This is a genomic window from Fibrobacter sp. UBA4309 (genome assembly GCF_002395745.1).
In the GTDB taxonomy this organism is placed as follows: domain Bacteria; phylum Fibrobacterota; class Fibrobacteria; order Fibrobacterales; family Fibrobacteraceae; genus Fibrobacter.
The window spans coordinates 1-21,750 of record NZ_DGUN01000039.1 but is presented as its reverse complement, the minus strand read 5'-3'; the positions used below and the strand labels follow the sequence as shown (position 1 = coordinate 21,750).

The following is a 21,750-nucleotide window of genomic DNA, read 5'->3' as shown; positions in this document are numbered from 1 at the left end:
TGCAGTGCGTGTCATGCCCGCAGTGATTGTCATGCCCGCGAAGGCGGGCATCTCCTTTTTATAAAGGAGGTCCCCGACCAAGTCGGGGAAGACATTTAATTACGCGATATTTAGGCTTTGTTCCCTAATGCACTCGATTTCGTTCTTGAGTTCGATGGCTAGTGCCGCGATGTCGGCGCTCTGGCATTTTGTCCCGAGCGTATTCGCTTCGCGGCCCATCTCCTGAAGGATAAACCCGAGGTTCTTCCCCTGCGCGCCGCCCTTCTTGAGCGCATCCAGGAACAGCTTGTTGTGGCTGTGGAATCGCGTAATCTCTTCGTGGATGTCCAACTTGTCGGCCATGATGCAGGCTTCCTGCAACAGGCGCACGTCGTCGATCTCACTGTCCTTCATCAGGGCGTCAATGCGTTCCTTGAATTTGACCTTCCAAGTCTCGATGCGCTGCGGATCAAGTACTTCGACCTTCGCGAGAACATCTTCCAGGTGGGCGACTCGCTTCGTGAGGTCGGCTGCGAGGTTCGCACCTTCCTTTTCACGCATGGCGATGACCCCGTCCAAGGCCTTGTCCAGTTCTGCCTTCAGGTGCTTTTCCCAGACTTCGTTGTCGGCGCCGGCATCGGTAAACTGCAGTACTTCGGGGATCGCGAGGATATGTTCGAGCTTGATTTCGCCGGCGATGCCGTACTTGGCCTGCATGGCCTTGGTGATTTCCACGAACTTGTTCACCGCCGTTTCGTTATAGCACACGGGGATGTTCCCGACAGATCCTTCGCCGAGCGTGATGGAGAGGTTCACCGAGCCGCGGGCGAGCTTTTCCTTGATTTGCGCCTTGAAGTCGTTTTCGAGGTAGGCGAAGTTCTTCGGGATCTTGCTCGAGATTTCAAGAAAACGGCTGTTCACGCTGCGCACTTCGATAACGCAGGTGGTTCCGTTCAGGGTGGATTCGCTCTTGCCGAACCCGGTCATGGAAATGATGGACATAGTGCCTATTACTCGCTTTATTTTTCGGGAGAACATAGAAAAAAATGCGTACTTGAAGGTCGATTTAAGGCCCAAAAATGGCTGAAATGTGCATGTTTATACGTTCGCGGATTTATTTGAAATAAAGATGAAAAAAATGAGGAATATTTATCTATATTAATCCCGAATCGGTTGTTTATTTTTTTTTACAAACTGAAAAGATGGAGGGATAGATGCGTCACCTTTCTGCCACCGTAGCTCTTTTATTCATGGCAAGCTCCGCCTTTGCCGCTATCATTGTCGACTTTGTCGATCATAACGGCTACAAGACCGAGAGCGCAAAACTCGAGGAAGATCAGGATTCCTGGTCTTCGTGGACCAAGGAAAACGGCGTGTTGAAGACGACCATCAAGGGCGACAAGTTCTCGTCGGCGATTGTCGTTTCTGCTCCCGATTGCGATGCGGGCTATCAGAAGCTCGTGGTGAACTACACCAGCAGTTGCAGCGATGGCAATAACATGGCCGCATACGGCTACGATTCTTATTTCCCGACCGATCCCTGGTACGAGATTGGCTCGTTCAAGAGCGGGCAGGAAGTCGACGTGCAGTGCGATGCTTTTACCAAGATTGCGCTACAGGCCCAGACTTCTTCTACGAAGGAATGCAACGTGAGCGTCAGCTCCATCTTCATCGGCTTGCAGAGCGAAATCATGGTTGCCGGTGCGTCCGTGCCGAACATGTCCGAGTACGTGAAATCGGGCGACAGCATCTCGCTTTTGATTCCCTTCAAGGCGAGGCTCGACAGCATCAAGCCTTCCTTTAGCGGCTACTTTGGGAGCGTGAGCCCCTCTACGGCCCAGGACTTTACCGACGGCCCCGTCACCTATACGTTTAGCGCCAAGTCGGGTACCGAGAAACAGACGATCGTGCTTTCTATCGGGAAGGTGCCCGGCGATACGAATGCCAGGGCCACTGTTGCCGGGTTCTGCAAGCTTTCCAAGACGGCTTCGAGCGGAACGAAGGCGGAACTGGTGAAGGCGGGGAACCTCTGTACGGAAGGTACGACAATCGAACATCCGAACGCTTCGGGCGATACGGGAACGGTTACCCTCAAGATTTACAAGTGGGTTCCCGATTCCGTGAAGACCCGCCTGTACGGCCGTTACAATCCGGCCGAGACGTATACAGGTGTCGGCGTAAATTCGTTGGCAACGAAGACCTGGTATTACAAGGGTGAACCGATGGAAAGCGTCTCTTCTGCGACGCCGTTCGACCTGGAGAATACGGTGGTGAAGGTGTCTTCTGAGGCGGGGACTCCCTACTATTACTACAAGTTCAAGTTCGATTATGTCGATCCCGTGAATTTCTTGTACGAAATCGCCTTGGTGGATACCGTTCTCAACCAGTTCGTTTATCCGAGAACTGTCTATGATCCCGAATCTGCCGACGATACGGGCTCGGTTATCTTTGACCTTCCGTACAATGGCACGGTCGCGTCCAAGCTGTTCACGTGCAGCCCTGAAGATTACTACAGCATGTACGATGTGTGGAGGAGCTGCAAGAATCTCTCGTGGGCGACGGATTCCTCGACCTTGAGCGTTTCCGGGAAAATGAGTGGCGACGGCGGCATGTACGTGCGCATGAGCAAGGGCTATGACAAGAAGGTGTATGCCATCAAGCTCAAGAGGCAAAAAGAAGTCTGGCCGCTGTACAAGATAACCGATGTGATTGTCTATGATTATTCGTTGAGGGGCGGCCATTACTCGTACATTTCCGCTTACCCCGGCGAAACGGCGTTGCAGTTCAAGATTCCCATGAACAAGAAGATCAAGAATTCCTACGAAGATGATTTCGACGTGTTCCCGATAGCCATGAACCCGTTCTTCATGTTCGATTATTCCTTCGATTCGGACACTTACTGGGATTATTCGAATAAGATAAAGGTAACGACGGTCAACGAAGATAAGCAGAAGAGGTCCATCAGTGTGATATCGAGCTGGTCCGTGGAAACGGACGTTGCGGAATTGCGCCATTTCTTTGTGCAGGTCGGCTCCGTCAGGATTCCGGGAAAGATTGACCAGGAAAAGAAGTTTGTGAAGGTGGATCTGCCGTTCGAGATGAACCTCAAGCGTGCGATGATTTCTTGGGGTGGCCCGCACGGGTCTTTCTCCAAAAAATACGTGCAGGACAAATACTACGACATTAGCGATACGATAGAGTTCGATATCTATTCTGCCGACAGTTCCAAGAGCGCCCTTTACAAGGTGGCCGTAGCCTACAATCCGGATGCCTTCAAGCCCGCGGCCGATACGTCGAAGAAGGATACGACGGTGAAGGATTCCACCAAGGCGATTCCGCTCGTCTTTAAGCATCACGGTGCGTCGGTCCGTCTGGCCGGCAATACGCTCATGTATCTGGGCAATGTCGCCGATGTGAAGCGCCTGTTCATTTACGATGCCCAGGGCCACATGGTCTATGCCAGGGCCGGCCTCGAGAGTGCCGCCATGGACGTGAGCGCCATGAACCGCGGCGTGTACGTGGTGAAGATCGAGACGGCGAACGGCCTGGTGACCCAGCGGGTTGTTAAACGGAAATAACGCCACCTTTAGGCATTAAAAAAGCCTCGCGATTTAATGTCGCGGGGCGTTTTTAATTGCGTGACTGCGCGCGGCTTAGGCCTTGCTGATGGTCGCGATGACGTGTTCCGAACCGAAGTTCTTGAGCCCGAAAGCGGTCAGGATCTTGCTCAGCGTGTGCTCGCTCTGGAAGTTGATGTTCTCTATCTTGAACCCTTCCTTTTTGCAGAGCGTGTAGAAGTCCTTTACCGTCAAGAGGCGGATGTTCGGAGTGTCGTACCACTCGTAGGGCAGTTCCTTGGACTTGGGCATGCGACCGTGGAGCATGAGGCTTCCGCGGGTGGTCCAGTGACCGAAATTCGGGAACGTGACGATGGCTTTCTTTGCGACGCGCAACAGCTCGTTCAAAAGGGCCACGGGGTCACGGATTTCCTGGATGGTGCGGTTGATAATCGCGTAGTCGAAGCTTCCGTCCTTCAGGTCCGATATGCCGCGGTCGTCCAAGTCGCGCTGGATGACCTGCACGTCTTTTTCGATGCAGTCCAGAATGCCGGTGATGTTCTTCTCGATGCCGAATCCGGTCGCGTTCTTCTTCTTTGCGAGGAAGTCGAGCAAGTCGCCACTGCCGCAACCGAGGTCGAGCACGTGGCTGCCTTCCTTCACGAGCTTGCCGAGCAGCTTGAAGTCGCTCTCCTCGTGGAACACGGGTACCGCCTGCGTGCCCTGCTGCGGGATAATCTTCGAATCGAGGAAGCGGCCAACGGCCTTGCCGAGTTCGCCCACTTCGATGAGGAATCCGTCGTGCCCGAACTGCGTGTCGAGTTCGAGGCTCGTGACCGTCTTGCCGACGTTCAGCAGCGCGCTCGTGATGCGGCGGCTCTCGTGCGGCGGGAACAGCCAGTCGGTGGAGAGGTTCACGTTCAGCACCTCGGCGCCTATATCCTTGAACGCGTTCTCGATGCTGCCGTATTCGGTTTCCAAGTCGAAGGCGTCGGTGGCGTGCGCGATATGCAGGTAGCTGTTCGCGTCGAAGCGGTCCACGAACTTTTTGCCCTGGTAGCGCAGGTAGCTTTCGATGGGCAGGTTCAAATCGAACGGCGTGCTGTAAGTGACGGCGTGGCTCTTGTTCTCTTGCGCTTGTGCGCGCTTGAACTTCTGTTCCATGCCGATGGCGCTGAGGTACGTGATATGGGCGAGCTTGCGTGCGTTCGCGAGGCCCACGTCGGGCTTCTGCGCCTTGTCGTAGTAGTCGCCGCCGTTAAAGTCCGGGTCCTGCGTAATCACGTCGCGGGCCACGACCTCGAATCCGAGCGCCTGGCTCGAGAAGCGCGGTGAACTCGCGATGATCACGATTCTCTTCACCTGTTGCGGGTAGTAGATGGCCCATTTCATGGCCTGGAAACCGCCCATGGAGCCGCCAAGCACGCAGTAGAATTCCTTGATGCCGAGGCCGTCGGCGAGTTCCTTTTGCGCATGCACCATGTCGCCGATGGTGATGATGGGGAAGGTGCTGCCGTAGGGCTTGCCCGTGCGCGGGTTGATGGTTGCGGGGCCCGTGGTGCCCTTGCATCCGCCCAAAATGTTGCTGCAGACCACGAAGAAGCGGTCCGTGTCGATGGCCTTGCCGGGGCCGATGAGCTCGTCCCACCAGCCGGCCTTCTTGTCGTTTTCGGTGTACCAGCCGGCGGCGTGCGCATCGGCGGTCAAGGGCGAGCAGATCCACACCGCGTTGTCGGCTGTGGCGTTCAGCTTGCCGTAAGTCTCGTAACGGATGTTGAGCGCGGGGAGCGTCTTTCCGTTTTCCAGCACAAAACCGGCCTCGCCATAGTCCTTGACGAAGTCCTTTGGCTCCACGGGGCCGATGCTGGATTTATGCAAATATTCACTCATATGCATAAATATAGGAAAAAAGCGAAATTCGGGCAAATCGGTGAAACGAAAAGGCCTTTTTTTGCGCTACATCTGTACGCTTTTTTGTATATTGAACAGAAAATGCCTGATTTTGGAGCAAAAGCGCAGATTGTCCAGTTTCCCAAGTTCCTAGACGAACGCGGGAACCTGAGCGTCGTGGAATCGCAGAAGCATGTGCCGTTCCGGTTCAGGCGTTGTTACTGGATTTATGACGTTCCCGGCGGCGAACTCCGCGGGAGCCACGCCTTCAAGAACCAGCACGAAGTGATTGTCGCCCTTTCCGGGAGTTTCGACGCCGTGATTCACGACGGGGTAGAAGAGAAACGCTATTCGCTTTCGCGCTCCTATTACGGGCTCTACCTGCCGCCCATGCACTACCGTACGCTCGACAATTTCTCGACGAACTCCTTGGCGCTCGTGATTTCTTCTACGCCGTACGAAGAAGACGACTACATCTGGGAACGCGAAGATTTTTGCCGTATCAAGTCCGCATGGACTCCGACGCCTTTGCAGTATGCTCCGGATACCGAGGGAAACAAGGCCCCGGACCTCGCGGCAGTGAAGGCTGCTACCATTGACGACTGCTCTCTCCTGACGCTCCCGCGCCACAGCGAACGTTCCGGCAGCCTGACCTCGCTCGAGAATTCCAGGGAAATTCCCTTCGATGTGAAGCGCATCTTCTATCTGTACGACATTCCCGGCGGCGAGAACCGCGGCGGACACGCGCACAAGGAATGTCACCAGATGCTCGTGGCGGCGAGCGGCGCCTTTGACGTGAAGGTTTCCGACGGCAAGAACGAGAAGATTTACAGGCTGGACCGTCCGTACTACGGCCTGCATGTTCCGCCCGGAGTCTGGGCCGAAGAACTGAATTTCTCTTCGGGCTCCATCTGCCTGGTGCTGACATCGCACGAGTTTGACGAGAGCGACTACTGGCGCAAATACAGCGATTACCTCGCTTTCAAGAGAGGGTAGATGGCCTGGGTCGAGATTACAGCGGACGAATACGCTCGCCATTTTGCAAATCCGGTCGCCAGCTACCTGCGCACGGACTTTAACCTGCTGAACGCCGACAAGGTCGACGCGGTGCGCTTTTTGACCTTTGACGATGACGGCTACCGCATGGGTATCGTTTTCGGCGAACGCGGCGACGAATGGCTTTCGCCCTTCTCGGCTCCCTTTGGCGGCTTTGCCTACAAGGACGACGAGATTCCGGTGGAGCAGGTGGATAATGCGATGGCGGGCCTCGTGGCGTTTGCGCGCGATAACGGCAAGAAGCTGAATATCGTGCTGCCGCCCATGCTCTATGCCAAGTCCCTGCTTTCGAAGACGGTCTCTTCGATGTTCCGCAGCGGCTTTGCCCTGAGCTATACCGACCTGGACTATGCTTTCGACCTGGGCAAGCCTTACGAATCGCTGCTAACTAAGCGCATGGCCCGCCGCAACCTGAAGACGGCGCTTGCGGCAGGTTTCGATTTCCGCAGGGAAGATTCCGCCGAAGGCCGTGCCGTTTCGTACGGGGTTATCCGCGAGAACCGCGAAAGCAAGAACTACGACCTGAAAATGAGCCTCGAGGCCCTCGAGAAGACTGCGGCCGTCGTGGACATGGATTTCTTTACGCTCTACCAGGCGGGTGCGCCGATCGCCGCCGCCATAGTGTACCGCGTGTCGCCAAGGATTGCGCAGGTCATCTACTGGGGCGACGTGCCGAATGACGGCAAGGCGAAGCCGATGAACATGGTGGCCTACAAGACGTTCGAGTTCTACCGCGAGGCGGGTTTCGACTTCTTGGATGTCGGGCCGGCGTCCGTGAATGGCGTGCCCAACGTGGGGCTCTGCTCGTTCAAGGAGACTGTCGGCTGCTTTGTGGACCTGAAGTACGTTTTTGAATTTGACGGGACGCGCGTTGGCGCGGGGGAGTGCAGATGAAGATTCCCTTCCTCGACTTGAAACAGGTGAACGCGCCCTACATGGATGCGCTGAAGGATGCCGCCACGGCGGTCGTGGAGTCCGGCTGGTACATCCGCGGCTCGTATTGCGAACGATTCGAGAAGGAATTCGCCGCGTATTGCGGCTATGCCCATGGCGTAGGTGTCGGGAACGGTCTCGATGCGCTGACCCTCATGTTACGCGCCTCCATCGAGCTCGGGCGTCTCGAACCGGGCGACGAAATCCTGGTGCCGGCGAATACGTATATCGCGACGGTGCTTGCCGTGAACGCGGCAGGCCTGGTTCCCGTATTGGTGGAACCGGACGAAAAGACTTTTAATATTGACCCGGCCAGGCTTGCGGACGCCTGTAGCGTGAAAACGCGCGGGATTCTGGCGGTGCACCTGTACGGGCGCTTGGCCGACATGCCCGCTATTTGGAAATTTGCCGAGGAACGGGGGCTGTTGGTTTTCGAGGACGCCGCGCAATCGCATGGTGCAAAAAACGTCGCCGTAAAGAGCGTCGCGGTCGCCTACAGCTTTTACCCAACAAAGAACCTCGGTGCCCTTGGCGATGCCGGCATGGTCGTCACCGACGATGAAGAACTGGGCCGCGTGGTGCGGATGCTCGGCAACTACGGTTCCGAACAGAAGTACGTGAACAAGTACCGCGGTGTGAATTCCCGCCTCGACGAAATCCAGGCCGCATTTTTGCTCGCTAAGTTGCCGCATCTCGATTCCTGGAACGCGCGCCGCCGTGAAATTGCGGCCCGTTACGTGAGCGAAGTGAAGAACCCGCTGTTGCGCCTGCCCGGGATTCCCGCGAATCCGGAAGAACACGTTTGGCACGTGTTTACGCTGCGCACGCCCGACCGCAAGACTCGCGAGGCCTTGCAGAAGCACCTGGAATCACGCGGTATCGGGACGCTTATCTTTTACCCGATTCCTCCGCACAGGCAGGATGCGTATGCGACTGGCCTCGGGGGCGAAAGCTTTTTGCTTCCCGCGAATCCGAAATTCCCGATTGCGGAATCGATGGCCGAAACCGTCATCAGCGTTCCCGTTTCGCAGGTGCTGACGGATGCGCAAGTTACCGAAATCATTGGAGCGTTGAATGAGTTTGTGTGCTAGAATCCTCCGAAAGCTGGTCCGTACGTCGCGCGTGCGTTTTTACAGGTGCATTTCGACGGCCAAGGCGAAGGGCAAGTTCTGCTCCATCGCACCCGTGCTCTGTGAAGGCAAGGGGCGCGTCACGGTCGGGGACGGCACCATCTTCGGCTACATCGCCGATGCCGATTTTTGGACTTCCTATGTCTTTTTGAACCCGCGCAATGCTGATTCCAAAATTGCCATCGGCAAGAACTGCCAGATTTGCAACCGCTTTACCGCCGTCTCGGAAGGCCCCGGCATCGAGATAGGCGACAACGTGCTTATCGGGACGTCGGTGACCGTGATGGACAGCGACTTCCACGACATAGAAGCTTCGCGCAGGCTTACGGGAACCCCGAAAACGGGCAAGGTCGTAATCGCCGACAACGTATGGATTGGCGACCGCGTGACGGTCCTGAAGGGCACGACCATCGGCAAGAATTCCGTGGTGGCCGCGGGTGCCGTAGTATCCGGCGATTTCCCCGCGAACGTCGTCATCGGGGGAGTCCCGGCGAAGGTCATCCGGGAAATAGGCGGTTGATGGTGGACAGTTCTTCTAAAATCTGGAAGCTGTTTTTCGGCTCGGGTTCGGTGACGCTTTTCAACACGCTCCGAGCCTTCGTGATCAACAAGCTGCTCGCCGTCTTTCTGCCGCCGGCCGCATTCGCGTGCGTGGGGCAGTTCATGAACTGGATGAGCATCGGCCAGGCCACGTCTAGCCTTGCGATGCAGAACGGCTGGGTAAGCCTGACCGCGCAGAACAGGGACAACCTGAAGAACCTCCACGGCGTTTGGCGCGGCGGGTTCCGCCTTACCACTTTTGCGACTGTCGCCACCTGTATTCTCGCTGCCATCTTCTGCTTTGCCGCCCCGCTCGATAAGTTCTTGCCGGGAGTCCCGCCGCGTCTTGTGCAGGCGGCTATCCTGTTTGCGCTCCCGGGAATCCTGGCCATGAATATTGTCACCATCTGCTCTTCGGTGATGAACGGGCTGGGGAAGGTGCGGCGCTGGGCGGTTATCCAGATTGTCGCTTCGCTTTTCCAGATGCTCTGGGTGGCGTTTTTCCTTTATACCGGCCGCCTTTCGGTGCTCTCCATTATCGCGACGCAGTCGGTGGTGGCGGGGTTCTTTGCGGCCCGCGTGGCGTCGCGTGCCGGATTCAACATCAAGACGTTCAGGGAATCGGCCTTGGATATTCGCGGCCCGTGGCTTTCTTATGCCGTGATGGGGCTCGTGCCTATGATTGTGGCGCCGCTCGTGCTCATGTTCGTGCGCTCGCTCGTGGGTGCCGAACTGGGTTGGAACGCGGCCGGAATCTGGCAGGGCGTCTACAAGATTTCGGATTTCTTCGCGTCGATTTTCTCGGCGGTGCTCGGAGTGCTGATATTGCCGCGCATTAGCCGCGAGATGACCCGTGAAAGCTTCCGCAAGGAATTCTATCCGATTTTCGTGCGGATGATCGGATTCACGCTCATCTTCTGCATTATTCTGTTTTTCTTCCGTAGCCTGGTTGTTGCCATATTGCTTTCGGAAAGTTACGCCCCCGCGGCGTACTACATGCCCATCCAGCTCCTGGGCGACTTTTTCCGTTCGGGAGGATGGTGCTTCGGCATGGTGCTGATTGCCCGTCGCGAAACCAGGGCGTTCCTCTTCGTGGAGGTGGGGGCGAACCTGCTGTTCGCTATCGCCACGTTCGTGGGTATACGCCTGTTCGAGATGCAGGGCCCCATGATGGCCTATGCGCTCGAGAACTTCGTGACGTTTGTCGTGCTTTTCGTTGTTGTGCGGAGGCTTAAGTGGAATACTCCATAACCAACATGTTCGCCGAGAAAATGACCGAGGACGTGTACGTGAAGGCGTTCGCGGAAGGCGTGGAGATGGAGCAGCGGGAGCATGTGCCGCTCGTTTCGGTAGTCATGGCGAGCTACAACCACGAACAGTACGTGGAAGCCGCGGTGCGTTCCGTGATGGAACAGAAGGGTGTAGATTTTGAACTTGTCGTGATTGACGACGGCAGTACGGACCATTCGCCCGATATCCTGGAAAAGCTGCAGGGCGAACTCGGTTTCCGTTATGTGCACAGGCCGAACCAGGGGCTTGTCGCCACGATGAACGAACTCCTGTCGATGGCTCGCGGCAAATATTACTGCTCCTTCGCTTCCGACGACATCATGCCGCCCGACAGGCTCAAGAAACAGAGCGATTTTTTGGCACGTCATGTAAACAACGTTGCTTGTTTCGGACAAGTTAAAGAAATGGACGAAAATGGCCACGTGGCCAAGGACGTGATTCCGCTTTACATGAAAAACGTACCGCAGGTGAGCTTTGAACAGGTAATCGTGAGCGACCGCGCGTTGCACGGCTGTTCCGAGATGCTCGTGACCGACGTGGTGCGCGACCTGGGCGGGTACGACAAGCGCTTCTATTTCGAGGACATGCCGCTTTACCTCGCGATTCTTTATAAGTACGGCCCTCAGCCGGCTTCGGCCGATTTCGTATGCTGCTACTACCGCGTCCACGGCGAAAACATGCATGGCGACCATGGCCGCATGTACCGCGAAATCTTGCGGCTGCTCGAGCTGTACAAGGGCCACAAACTGTACCGTACCGCTTGCCGCCGCTGGAAGGCCCGCTGGTTTTCGACCCTGGCCTACAAGGACAGGGGAGAGGCTTTCCGCAAGCTGCCCGAGCTCGCGAGCCTTTCGCCCGCATTCTTGCTGCGCCTCCCGAAACTCTTTATCCCGAAACGGTTCCTCAAGTGCTAGGGGGCTCGGATGCAGAATGACGTGAATACACTCCCTTCTATTTCGGTCTGCATGGCCACCTACAACGGCGCCGCGTATATCGAGGAACAGCTCGAGAGCATCTTGCTGCAGCTCCCTGAATTGGGCGAGGTCGTTATTGCCGACGATGGCTCTACCGACGGGACTCTGGACAAGATTGCCCTGCTTGCAGATGCGCGCATCCGCGTTATCGCTGCCGGCGAGAAACGGCTTGGACCCATCTACAACCTGGAACGCGCCCTGAAGCAGGCGCGCAACGATATCATTTTCCTTGCCGACCAGGACGATGTCTGGCTGCCCGGGAAGGTGGAGAGGTGTGTCGCCGTGTTACGCGATTCGACTCTCGTGATGCACGACGCCAACTTGTTGCGCTGGGTGAACAACGGCCTGGACGAGGCCTTTGTGCGCGGCGGTTTGTATAGCTCTATCCGTCCGTACGGCAGCGGAATTCTCAGGAACTGGCTCGTGAACGGCTATACCGGCTGCTGCATGGCCTTCCGGCGCGAACTGCTCGAAAAGGCGTTGCCTTTCCCCAAGAACTTGCCGATGCACGATCAGTGGCTGGGTCTGATAGCCGAGAAATTCTTCAGCGTGTCGTACATTCCCGAATCGCTGATAGACTACCGCCTGCACGCGGCCAGCGCGACGCATATAGAAAAATCCCCGGCGGGGATTCTCCAGAAAATCAAGTGGCGTCTGGACCTGGCGAAAGCGTTGATGAGGCTGTAGGCAGTTTAACCACTAACCACTTTTTTTTTGAACAACCTCGCCCCAGCCCATTTGCACTAGCGCGCCGGCGCGGACAAGGTCGTTCTGTGCCTTTTCGTATTCCTTCAGGATCTTGCTCCATTCCGATACGTCGCGGACCATCTTCACGTCGTGATGCAGTTTTTTCTGGAGCATGTCCTGCTTCCACTGCGCGGCGGCGGAGAGCTTTTGGCACGATACGTCGAGCGCGTCGAGGTAGGCGGGGAGCGCATTGAGGAAATTCTTTTCGAACGGCTTGGCCTTGGAATTGGCTTCGGCGACGAGGTTCCCCTGCGTAATCGCGTTCTTGCGGATTTCGCTCATGAGGCGCACGATTCGCTCGTAGTCCACCTGCGGCCAGATGAGGCTGAACGGCCACATCTTTTTCCAGTGGAACTTGAACATGGATTCGTGCGCGGTATTCTTGGCCCTCAGGAGTTCCTTTAGGTTGTCAAAAATGACCTGGGATGGCAGCTTGGGGGTCTCGTCTTTTTCGCTCATATTGCCCAAAATATAAAAAAAAGCATTATGGGCTGGCTAAATCAGTTAAATTTCCGCTTTTTAACAAGTTTTTGCTTGCATTTTTCTAATTTGGAAATAGATTAAAAGTGTAAACCTCTATTAAGGGACTATATGGACAATAAAAAATTCAAGATTTTGGCGATTGTCGATGCAGTCATCATCGTGGCGCTCATTGTGCTCATGATGGTGCTCAAGGGCAATTATAACGATCAGGCTCAGGCCTCCGTGAAGGAGCAGGTTGGCGCGTTCCAGGAATCCGCGAACGGCGTGTTGCAGGAATTGTGGAAGTCTGTCGACCAGAACGGCATGGCTTGGAAGCTCGTCTACGCGACCATCACCGGCGACAAGACGGAAAAGAGCTTCAATGCGGCCGTCAAGGCCATCGAAGGCGACCAGGCTGCCCGCTTCAAGCAGCTTTCTTACGTGTTTACCGCCGCGGGCATTCCGCCCAAGGTGCAGAACGACATCAACGAGAAGGGCGGCCTCGCCGACAAGTTCCTGCTGAAGGACGAGGGCGGCGTGAAGGAAGTGGCCTGCGGCAAGAACTGCTCCATCAGCTTCACCTTCGCGAAGGGCAAGCTCAAGGCTACCGACTACAAGGCCCTCGTGGAACTGAACATGGCGTCTAACTTCAAGCTCGAAGCTCCGGCTGAGTTCCACTTCGAATAAGGAGACTAGAGAATGAATATCAAGAATATTGCAATCGTTTTGACAGTCCTCCTTGTGGCTATTGCGGCCATGCTCCTGATGCAGAAGGGCAACTACGTGGACCAGGCCACCGAACATTACAACAAGACCACCCAGAACACGTTCAAGGCCACAAGCAAGATCGTGGAATACGTCGGTAACTCCATCGACGTGAACAAGATGGTCTGGGCGCTCGCTTGCGAAGGTATCCAGACGGCAAAGTCTTCCCAGGACATGGCCAAGCTCGAAGCCAAGTACTTCCCGGCCACCAAGGGTTCCAACAGCAAGGTGAAGATGACCCGCCACTTCGAGGCTTCCACGTTCTACTTCATCGATTCCAAGTTCGACAAGGTGGATACGGACAAGAAGACCGACGTGTGGTTCCTCAACAACCTGAGCTCCATCGACGTGAGCGCGCTGCTCGGCCTGGTGACCCCGGCTGCCACCGCCCCGAGCGAAGAAGAGGAAGAATACGAGGAATAATCCTCGCGAACCTCTATCTTATTGCCTCTCAACGAGATACGATTTCACCAAAAACGACCCGCTCTCCGGGCCGTTTTTTGTTGCGCTTTCTCTTTCGTCTTTCGTCTTTCGTCTTTCGTCTAATTTCTAAATTTACCTCGTAAAAAATCAAACCGAGGTTAATAATGCTCATTCTTCGTGGTACGCCGGCTCTGTCGGATTTCCGTCTCCAGAAACTTTCTTCCGATTTCAAGAGCGCAGGCCTTTCTGTCGCTTCCGTTTACGCTGAATTCCTGCACGTGGTGGATTTGTCCGCCGACCTGACCGATGCAGAAACCGAAACTCTGAAGAAGGTGCTGCACTACGGTCCGGCCCGCGAACCCAAGGCTCTCGAAGGCGAACTCTTCGTGGTTTGCCCGCGTCCGGGAACCATCAGCCCGTGGAGCTCCAAGGCTACCGATATCGCTCACATTTGCGGCCTCCCGGCTATCAAGCGTATCGAACGCGCTATCGCTTACTACGTGAAGTTTGAAGGTGCCGTGCCTGCCGGTGCCCGCGAAAAAATCTCGGCCAAGATTCACGACCGCATGACGCAGGCCGTTTTCGCCGACACCGCTTCCCTGGAAGTTCTCTTCAGCAAGGAAGAACCGCGCCCGCTGAATGTGATTCCGGTGCTCGACCAGGGCCGCGACGCCCTCGTGAAGGCCGACAAGGAAATGGGCCTCGCTCTTTCTCCGGACGAAATCGATTACTTGGTCAAGAATTTCACCGAGCTCAAGCGCAATCCGACCGACGTGGAACTCTACATGTTCGCGCAGGCCAACTCGGAACACTGCCGCCACAAGGTGTTCGGTGCCGAATGGACTATCGATGGCGTGAAGCAGGACAAGTCCCTGTTCCAGATGATCAAGAACACCTACCAGCTCCACAACTCCAACATCTTTAGCGCCTACAAGGACAACGCCGCCGTGATGAAGGGCGCTGTCGCTGGCCGCTACTACGCCGACCCGCGCAACAACAAGTACGACTTCCACAACGAAGAAGTCGACATTCTCATGAAGGTCGAGACCCACAACCACCCGACGGCCATTTCTCCGTTCCCGGGTGCCGCTACCGGTAGTGGTGGCGAAATCCGTGACGAAGGTGCCACGGGTAAGGGATCCAAGCCGAAGGCCGGCCTCACGGGCTTCAGCGTCTCGAACCTCAAGCTTCCGGGTGCAGTCCAGCCGTGGGAAAAGGACTTTGGTAGCCCGTCCCGCATTGCGTCTGCCCTCGACATCATGATTGAAGGCCCGCTCGGCGGTGCCGCATTCAACAACGAATATGGCCGTCCGAACATTCTCGGTTACTTCCGTACTTTCGAACAGGAAGTCGACGCCCAGAACGGCAAGGAAGTCCGCGGTTACCACAAGCCGATTATGTTGGCTGGCGGTCTTGGCAACATCAAGCACCAGCATATCGAGAAGGGCCACATCGACCCGGGTGACCACCTGATTGTGCTCGGCGGTCCGGCAATGCTCATTGGCCTTGGTGGTGGTGCAGCCAGCTCCGTGCAGAACGGTGCCGGTAACGAATCTCTCGACTTTGCCTCCGTGCAGCGCGAAAACCCCGAAATGGAACGCCGCTGCCAGGAAGTCATCGACCGCTGCTGGGCGATGGACGAAGAGAACCCGATTACCTTTATTCACGACGTGGGTGCAGGTGGACTTTCGAACGCCTTCCCGGAACTCGTGAACGATGGCGGTCTCGGCGGTAAGTTTGAACTCCGCAACGTGCCGAACGATGAACCGGGCATGAGCCCGTTCGAAATCTGGAGTAACGAATCCCAGGAACGTTACGTTATCGCTATTGCGGGTGACAAGCTCGACGTGTTCGATGCGATTTGTAAGCGTGAACGCTGCCCGTACGCTGTGGTGGGCGAGGCTATCCCCGAAAAGCACCTCACTCTTACTGACAAGCACTTCGGCACGACTCCGATTGACATGCCGCTCGGCGTGCTCCTCGGCAAGCCGCCCCGCATGATCCGTAACGAAAAGAGCCAGAAGCGCCCGCTTTCGTCTCAGGTCGTCCCGGCCGATGCTTCCATCAAGGATGTGGCGCACCGCGTGCTCGCAAACCCGACCGTCGCCGACAAGACGTTCTTGATTTCTATCGGTGACCGTAGCGTGACGGGTATGATTTGCCGCGACCAGATGGTTGGCCCGTGGCAGGTGCCTGTCGCCGACTGTGCCGTGACAAGCGCAACGCTCGACACTTACGAAGGTGAAGTGATGAGCATGGGTGAACGCGCCCCGGTTGCCTTGATTTCTCCGGCTGCCGCTGCCCGCATGACGGTGGCGGAATCCCTTACGAACATGGCTGCAGCTTGCGTGCCCGATATGGGCCGCGTGAACTTGTCCGCAAACTGGATGGCCACGCCGAACTACGAAGGCGATGGCGCAGACCTCTACGAAGCCGTGAAGTCTATCGGTATGGAACTCTGCCCGGAACTTGGCATTACGATTCCGGTGGGCAAGGACTCCATGAGCATGAGCACCGTGTGGTCTGACGCTCAGGGTAGCCACCGCGTGACCGCTCCGATTTCTTTGGTCATCAGTGCGTTTGCTCCGTGCGCCGATGTGCGCAAGACGCTTACCCCGCAGCTCTTGCAAGATAAGGATTCTACGCTTGTTCTCGTGGACCTCGCTCGCGGCAAGAACCGCATGGGCGCTTCCATCGCAGCCCAGGTTTACTGCAACCTTGGCGATAAGGCTCCGGATGTGGACAGCGCCAAGGAACTCCGCGCCTTCTTCGAAACCATCCAGAAGCTCAATGCGGCAGGCAAGATTATGGCCTACCACGACAAGAGCGATGGCGGCCTCTACACGACGCTTGCCGAAATGGCGTTCGCCGGCCACGTGGGCGTGACGGTGAAGGCCGATGCCCTCAAGGGCAACCTCATCGACGCCCTCTTCAACGAAGAACTGGGTGCCGTGCTTCAGGTGAAGAATGCCGACCTCGCTGCTGTTAAGGCTGCTTTCGAAGCCGTCGGCCTCGGCGATACGGTTTCTGAAATCGCGACACTCAACGATACTTACAACCTGGTCATCGGCGACTACGCCGAAGGCCTCTCGGATCTCCGCGCCATCTGGAGCGACACGACCCGCCGCATCGCGGCCCTCCGCGATAACCCGGATTGTGCCGAAAGCGAATACAAGCTCAAGCTGGAACAGGACAATCCGGGTATCACGCCGAAGGTCACCTTCGACGTGGCGGCGTCCGCCAAGATTGTGAAGGATTTCGCAAGCCGTCCGAAGATGGCAATCCTGCGTGAACAGGGCGTCAACGGCGAACTCGAAATGGCTGCTGCCTTCCAGAAGGCCGGCTTCGAATCCATCGACGTTCACATGACCGACATTCTCGAAGGCCGCGTAAGCCTCAAGGACTTCAACGGTCTCGTGGCTTGCGGTGGCTTCAGCTACGGTGACGTTCTCGGTGCCGGTGAAGGTTGGGCCAAGAGCATTCTCTTCAACCCGAAGGCCCGTGCCGAATTCGAGGCTTACTTCAACCGCAAGGACACCTTCACGCTCGGCGTCTGCAACGGCTGCCAGATGGTCTCCAACCTCAAGGACTTGATTCCGGGTGCCAAGCACTGGCCGCGCTTTGTGCAGAACCTCTCCGAACGCTTCGAGGCCCGCTTCTGCACGCTCAAGGTCGAAGACACTCCGGCCGTGCTCCTCAAGGGCATGGCAGGCTCCGTGCTCCCGATTGCGGTCGCACACGGCGAAGGCCGCGCGGAATTCGCTAGCCGCGAAGCCGCCGAAGCCTGCCTCAAGACCGGTCTCGTGGCGCTGCGTTACGTGGATGGCAAGCACGAATACACCGAACGCTACCCGCTGAACCCCAACGGCTCTCCGTTCGGCATCAACGGCCTCTGCTCCGAAGATGGCCGCGCCCTCGTGATGATGCCGCACCCCGAACGCGTGTTCCGTACCTGCCAGTACTCTTGGCACCCGGCGGACTGGGGCGAAGATGGCCCGTGGATGCAGCTGTTCCGCAACGGCCGCATCTTTGTGGGCTAATTTGGTTGATTAATTAAGCGCTATTCCAGTTCGAGTTCGTTCTGGATGGCGCCTTCCATGCAGAGCAGCCGGCGCTTGATGTCGGTGCCGAGCGCGTAGCCGCTAAGTTTTCCCCTGCTGTTGATGACGCGATGGCAGGGGATTATTATAAGCATCGGATTCTGGTGAAGTGCGTTGCCCACGGCGCGTTCGGCGCCCGGGTGCCCGATGGAATCGGCGACCTGCTTGTACGTGCGTGTTTCGCCATAGGGAATCTCGCGGACCTTCTCCCAAACGAGCGTCTGGAAATCCGTGCCGTGCATCTTGATGGGGACGCTGAATTCCTTGAGTTTTCCGGCGAGGAAGCTGTTGAGCTCGCGGACAGCCTTGGAGTACACCTGCGCGGTGCGGCCACGGACCTTAGCCTCGCTTTCGGGGCCCGCGTAGGCGCATGCTTGCACGCTGCTCGGGCGCACGGCAGCGCTGTTGCCGTCTTCGTCGGGAGTCGCGTTGAAACGGAGGCCGCAAAGCTTGGCCCCTTCGAACGTGAATACCCATTCGCCCCACACGTTCCTGTGGTGTACGACGGTAAAGCGTGAATCCGTGAAATCCATGACCTGAATATAAATTATTCAGGCCCTAGTCGTTTCCCCAGATTTTCAAGATGTCCTGGTAAAGGTCTACGCGGCGGTCGCGGAAATGCGGCCACCAGCGGCGGTTTTCCTCGGTTTCGGCCAAGTTGACCTCGACAATGCTTGCTCCCAGGAAGTCGACGTCGCACTTGTGCATCAGGAATCCGTCGGGAGCGGCCACGAACGAGGTGCCCCAGAACGTGAGTTCGCCCTCGGTACCGATGCGGTTGGCCGAAAGCACGAACGTGCGGTTCGCGATGGCGTGCCCGCGCATCACGGTCACCCAGCTGTCCTGCTGGCGCGGGTAGATTTCCTTGGGTTCGGACTTCATCCAGCCGATGGCGGTGGGGTAGATGAGGATGTCGGCGCCCTTGAGGCTCATGATGCGGGCGGCTTCGGGGAACCACTGGTCCCAGCAGATGAGCACGCCGAGCGTCCCGGCCGAGGTTTTGATGGGCTCGAAGCCCGTGTCGCCGGGGATAAAGTAGTACTTCTCGTAAAAGGCGGGATCGTCGGGGATGTGGCTCTTGCGGTACAGCCCTGCGATGCTGCCGTCACGTTCGAACACGAAGGCGCTGTTGTGGTATATGCCGCGGGCGCGCTTCTCGAAGAACGGGAACACGATGACCGCCCCGATTTCCTTGGCGATGCCCTGCCACTGCTTTACGAGCGGGCTGTCCTTCTCGATAGCCATGTCGAAAAAGTCGGCATTCTCCTCGAACGGGAAATACGGAGTGTGGAACATTTCGGGCAGCACGACCAGGTCGATGCCCTTGCCCTTGAGCGCGAGCGCCTGCTCTACGTACCATCTGTTGTTGGACTCGGCATCGCCGGTCCACTTGCCTTGCAGCGTGGCGGTCTTGATCTTGTTCATGCGATACAATTTAGAAAAGCGCAAGTGCGCGGGGTTCCGTTTTTTCTAGATTTACGCCGTAAAATTTAAAAAGGCAAAAAAATGAAACTCTCCAAGTACTTTTACGTCACGCTCCGCGAAACGCCGAGCGATGCCACCATGCCGAGCCACATCTTCTTGATGCGCGGCGGCTACATCAAGCCCGTTTCTACCGGTATCTACTCCATGATGCCGATGGGTTTCCGCGTGATCCAGAAGATTGTGAACATCATCCGCGAAGAAATGAACAAGATTGGCGGTATCGAAGTGGACCTGCCGGTGGTGCAGACCGCAGAACTCTGGAGCGAATCGGGCCGTTACCAGGCTATCGGCGAAGAACTCCTGCGCTTCAAGGACCGCAACAACCACAACATGGTGCTCGCTATGACGCACGAAGAAGCCATGACCGACCTCGTGCGCTACGTGCTCAACAGCTACAAGCAGCTGCCGGTGATGCTCTACCAGTTCAAGACCAAGTACCGTGACGAAGCCCGTGCCCGCGGCGGCCTAATCCGCGTCCGCGAATTCCTGATGAAGGATGCTTACAGCTTCCACACCAGCCAGGAAGACCTGGACCGTCACTACCAGGAAGAATACGACGCCTACCTCCGCATCTACCGTCGCGTGGGCATTGAACCGGTGGTGGTGCAGAGCGATACCGGCATCATGGGCGGTAAGGTCGCTCACGAATTCATGCTCGACACTCCGAACGGCGAAGACTACCTGATTCTTTGCAAGAAGTGCGGCTACCAAGCCAACCGCGAAATCGCGAAATTCCAGCGCGTGCCGTTCAAGGGCGACGAAAACGCAGCCCTCGAAAAGGTCGCCACGCCGAACAGCGAAAGCATCGACGAACTCACCAAGTTCCTGAACGTTCCTGCCGAATCTACCGCCAAGTGCGTGTTCTTCGACTTCGAAGGCAAGCTCATCACGGTCGTGGTTCCGGGCAACCTCGACGTTTCCGAAATCAAGCTCCACAACTTGCTGAAGGCGAAGGAACTTTACCCGGCCGAAGACAGCCTCATCAAGGCTTGCGGCATGGTTCCGGGTTTTGCTTCCCCGATTAATTCTCACGACACGCGCATCATCGTGGACGAAGCGATTGCAGATTCCTTCGACCTCGTGACGGGCGCGAACGAAGAAGGCTTCCACTTCAAGCATTGCAACCCGAAGCGCGACTTCCCGAAGTTCGAAGTGGCCGACATCGCCGAAGCTTCCGAAGTCTGCAAGTGCCCCTGCTGCGGCGAACTCCTCACGGAAACTCGCGGCATCGAAATGGGCAACATCTTCAAGCTCGGCACCAAGTTCTCTGAATCCATGGGCGCCAAGTTCCTCACCGCCGAAAAGACGACCGCTCCGGCCATCATGGGCTGCTACGGCATCGGCGTGGGCCGCCTGATGGCATCCGTCGTGGAAAACAGCCACGATGACTTCGGACCGATTTGGCCCAAGTCCATCGCGCCCTTCCAGGTGGAAATCGTCCCGATCGGCAAGGAAGCCGAACTCGTGGAACTCGCCGAAAAGTTCGAGAAGGAACTCGAAGCAGCCGGCATCGACGTGCTCGTGGACGACCGCGACGAACGTCCGGGCGTGAAGTTCAAGGACGCCGACCTCTGGGGTTCTCCGGTGCGTATCGCCATCGGCAAGAAGGGCCTCGCCAACAGCGAAGTCGAATGGAAGTTCCGTAACGAGAAGGATTTCTCCATGGTCAAGGTCGAAGACGTTGTCGCCAAGGCGAAGGCCTACTTCGCCGAGTAATTAGCGTTGTCATCCCCGACTTGGTCGGGGATCTCCGACAAAGGCTGTCATCCCCGCGAAGGCTGTCATCCCCGCCACTGTGCGGGGATCTCCTTTTTATAACAGCAAAAAAGAATCCCGCGGACTCCCGCGGGATTTCTTCATTATTGAAAGGGAGGTGCCCGCCCGGCGGCGGGCATGACACTCTCGGCTTACTGGCACTCTTCGAGTGCAGTAATCTTCGCCTCGGTCATGCCCAAGTAAACTTGGGCGCGACTCTCGGCTTGCGATTACTTCTTCTCAGCAGTCTTGGGCATCTGCACGCTAATGTGGATGTCCTGCAACTGCTGGAGGTCGACTTCGCTCGGGCACTGGTCCATCGGGCTCGAAGCGCTGGTGTTCTTCGGGAACGCGATGAAGTCGCGGATGGATTCTTCACCTTCCATGGTAGCAACAACGCGGTCCAAACCAAAGGCCAAGCCACCGTGCGGAGGAGCGCCGTACTTGAAGGCGTCGACGAAGAAGCCGAACTTTTCCTTAACCTGTTCTTCAGAGAGGCCGAGCAAACGGAACACCTTTTCCTGGACTTCCGGGTTGTGAATACGGATAGAACCGCCACCGATTTCCACGCCGTTCAGAACAAGGTCGTAAGCTTCGGCGTTGCAATCCTTGAGGTTGCCACCGAGCATCATGTCGAGGTGTTCCGGAAGCGGGTTGGTGAACG

At 56.9% G+C, this 21,750-nt stretch carries 18 protein-coding genes; 12 read left to right on the top strand and 6 right to left on the bottom strand.

Translation table 11 applies throughout. The features are described from left to right. Nucleotides 1-99: 99 nt before the first annotated feature. The gene (locus B3M32_RS04455; protein ID WP_290743845.1) at nucleotides 100-981 is read right to left on the bottom strand and encodes a YicC/YloC family endoribonuclease; all 882 of its coding nucleotides are present in this window, start codon (nucleotides 979-981) and stop codon (nucleotides 100-102) included. 212 nt (nucleotides 982-1,193) lie between these two features. Between B3M32_RS04455 and B3M32_RS04450 the strand changes: the two genes are divergently transcribed. After that, a complete protein-coding gene (locus tag B3M32_RS04450; protein ID WP_290743844.1) occupies nucleotides 1,194-3,557 on the top strand; it encodes a T9SS type A sorting domain-containing protein in 2,364 nt (787 codons plus the stop codon). 75 nt (nucleotides 3,558-3,632) lie between these two features. Here the strand turns inward: B3M32_RS04450 and metX are convergent, their stop codons facing one another. After that, nucleotides 3,633-5,426: a homoserine O-acetyltransferase MetX gene (gene metX, locus B3M32_RS04445; RefSeq protein WP_290743843.1), complete on the bottom strand. Its 1,794-nt coding sequence runs from the start codon at nucleotides 5,424-5,426 to the stop codon at nucleotides 3,633-3,635. Between the two features lie 102 nt (nucleotides 5,427-5,528). Here metX and B3M32_RS04440 point away from each other — a divergent pair, with 102 nt between their 5' ends. Genes B3M32_RS04440 through B3M32_RS04410 form a run of 7 tightly spaced genes read left to right on the top strand, consistent with a single transcriptional unit; the run spans nucleotide 5,529 to nucleotide 12,036 of the window. Next, entirely contained in the window at nucleotides 5,529-6,422 is an 894-nt protein-coding gene (locus B3M32_RS04440) for a WxcM-like domain-containing protein (protein WP_290743841.1), read from the top strand. Beyond that, nucleotides 6,423-7,376: a hypothetical protein gene (locus B3M32_RS04435; protein WP_290743840.1), complete on the top strand. Its 954-nt coding sequence runs from the start codon at nucleotides 6,423-6,425 to the stop codon at nucleotides 7,374-7,376. It abuts the gene before it with no gap. Beyond that, nucleotides 7,373-8,506, top strand: a complete 1,134-nt coding sequence (locus B3M32_RS04430) for a DegT/DnrJ/EryC1/StrS family aminotransferase (RefSeq protein WP_290743839.1) — start codon at nucleotides 7,373-7,375, stop codon at nucleotides 8,504-8,506. Before B3M32_RS04435 ends, B3M32_RS04430 begins: the two co-directional genes overlap by 4 nt. Then, entirely contained in the window at nucleotides 8,490-9,065 is a 576-nt protein-coding gene (locus tag B3M32_RS04425) for an acyltransferase (RefSeq protein ID WP_290743838.1), read from the top strand. The genes B3M32_RS04430 and B3M32_RS04425 overlap by 17 nt, the downstream gene beginning before the upstream one ends. Continuing rightward, a complete protein-coding gene (locus B3M32_RS04420) occupies nucleotides 9,065-10,336 on the top strand; it encodes an O-antigen translocase (RefSeq protein ID WP_290743837.1) in 1,272 nt (423 codons plus the stop codon). Before B3M32_RS04425 ends, B3M32_RS04420 begins: the two co-directional genes overlap by 1 nt. Continuing rightward, nucleotides 10,321-11,289 (top strand): glycosyltransferase family 2 protein, encoded by a 969-nt coding sequence (locus B3M32_RS04415; RefSeq protein ID WP_290743835.1) that lies wholly within the window; start codon nucleotides 10,321-10,323, stop codon nucleotides 11,287-11,289. Before B3M32_RS04420 ends, B3M32_RS04415 begins: the two co-directional genes overlap by 16 nt. Before the next feature lie 9 nt (nucleotides 11,290-11,298). Then, nucleotides 11,299-12,036: a glycosyltransferase family 2 protein gene (locus tag B3M32_RS04410; RefSeq protein WP_290743834.1), complete on the top strand. Its 738-nt coding sequence runs from the start codon at nucleotides 11,299-11,301 to the stop codon at nucleotides 12,034-12,036. Nucleotides 12,037-12,048: 12 nt separating this feature from the next. On the opposite strand, the gene B3M32_RS04405 is transcribed toward B3M32_RS04410, so the two are convergent. Beyond that, the gene (locus B3M32_RS04405; protein WP_290743833.1) at nucleotides 12,049-12,555 is read right to left on the bottom strand and encodes a hypothetical protein; all 507 of its coding nucleotides are present in this window, start codon (nucleotides 12,553-12,555) and stop codon (nucleotides 12,049-12,051) included. A 132-nt stretch (nucleotides 12,556-12,687) separates the two neighbouring features. Between B3M32_RS04405 and B3M32_RS04400 the strand changes: the two genes are divergently transcribed. The 3 genes from B3M32_RS04400 to purL all read left to right on the top strand — a co-directional run bounded on the left by B3M32_RS04400 (nucleotide 12,688) and on the right by purL (nucleotide 17,786). Continuing rightward, nucleotides 12,688-13,245, top strand: a complete 558-nt coding sequence (locus B3M32_RS04400) for a hypothetical protein (RefSeq protein WP_290743832.1) — start codon at nucleotides 12,688-12,690, stop codon at nucleotides 13,243-13,245. A gap of 12 nt (nucleotides 13,246-13,257) precedes the next feature. Continuing rightward, nucleotides 13,258-13,746, top strand: coding sequence for a hypothetical protein (locus B3M32_RS04395; RefSeq protein ID WP_290743831.1), 489 nt, complete (start codon nucleotides 13,258-13,260; stop codon nucleotides 13,744-13,746). Between the two features lie 164 nt (nucleotides 13,747-13,910). Further along, nucleotides 13,911-17,786: a phosphoribosylformylglycinamidine synthase gene (purL, locus tag B3M32_RS04390; RefSeq protein ID WP_290743830.1), complete on the top strand. Its 3,876-nt coding sequence runs from the start codon at nucleotides 13,911-13,913 to the stop codon at nucleotides 17,784-17,786. A 20-nt stretch (nucleotides 17,787-17,806) separates the two neighbouring features. On the opposite strand, the gene B3M32_RS04385 is transcribed toward purL, so the two are convergent. Together B3M32_RS04385 and B3M32_RS04380 are read right to left on the bottom strand one after the other, a co-directional pair. Continuing rightward, nucleotides 17,807-18,379: a methylated-DNA--[protein]-cysteine S-methyltransferase gene (locus tag B3M32_RS04385; protein WP_290743828.1), complete on the bottom strand. Its 573-nt coding sequence runs from the start codon at nucleotides 18,377-18,379 to the stop codon at nucleotides 17,807-17,809. Between the two features lie 25 nt (nucleotides 18,380-18,404). Then, nucleotides 18,405-19,271, bottom strand: coding sequence for a carbon-nitrogen hydrolase (locus tag B3M32_RS04380; protein WP_173799466.1), 867 nt, complete (start codon nucleotides 19,269-19,271; stop codon nucleotides 18,405-18,407). Nucleotides 19,272-19,352: 81 nt separating this feature from the next. Here B3M32_RS04380 and B3M32_RS04375 point away from each other — a divergent pair, with 81 nt between their 5' ends. Next, entirely contained in the window at nucleotides 19,353-21,047 is a 1,695-nt protein-coding gene (locus B3M32_RS04375; protein ID WP_290743827.1) for a proline--tRNA ligase, read from the top strand. A gap of 269 nt (nucleotides 21,048-21,316) precedes the next feature. Here the strand turns inward: B3M32_RS04375 and B3M32_RS04370 are convergent. Then, nucleotides 21,317-21,750: amino acid--tRNA ligase-related protein (locus B3M32_RS04370; protein ID WP_290743826.1), on the bottom strand; the 434-nt coding region annotated here is incomplete at its 5' end.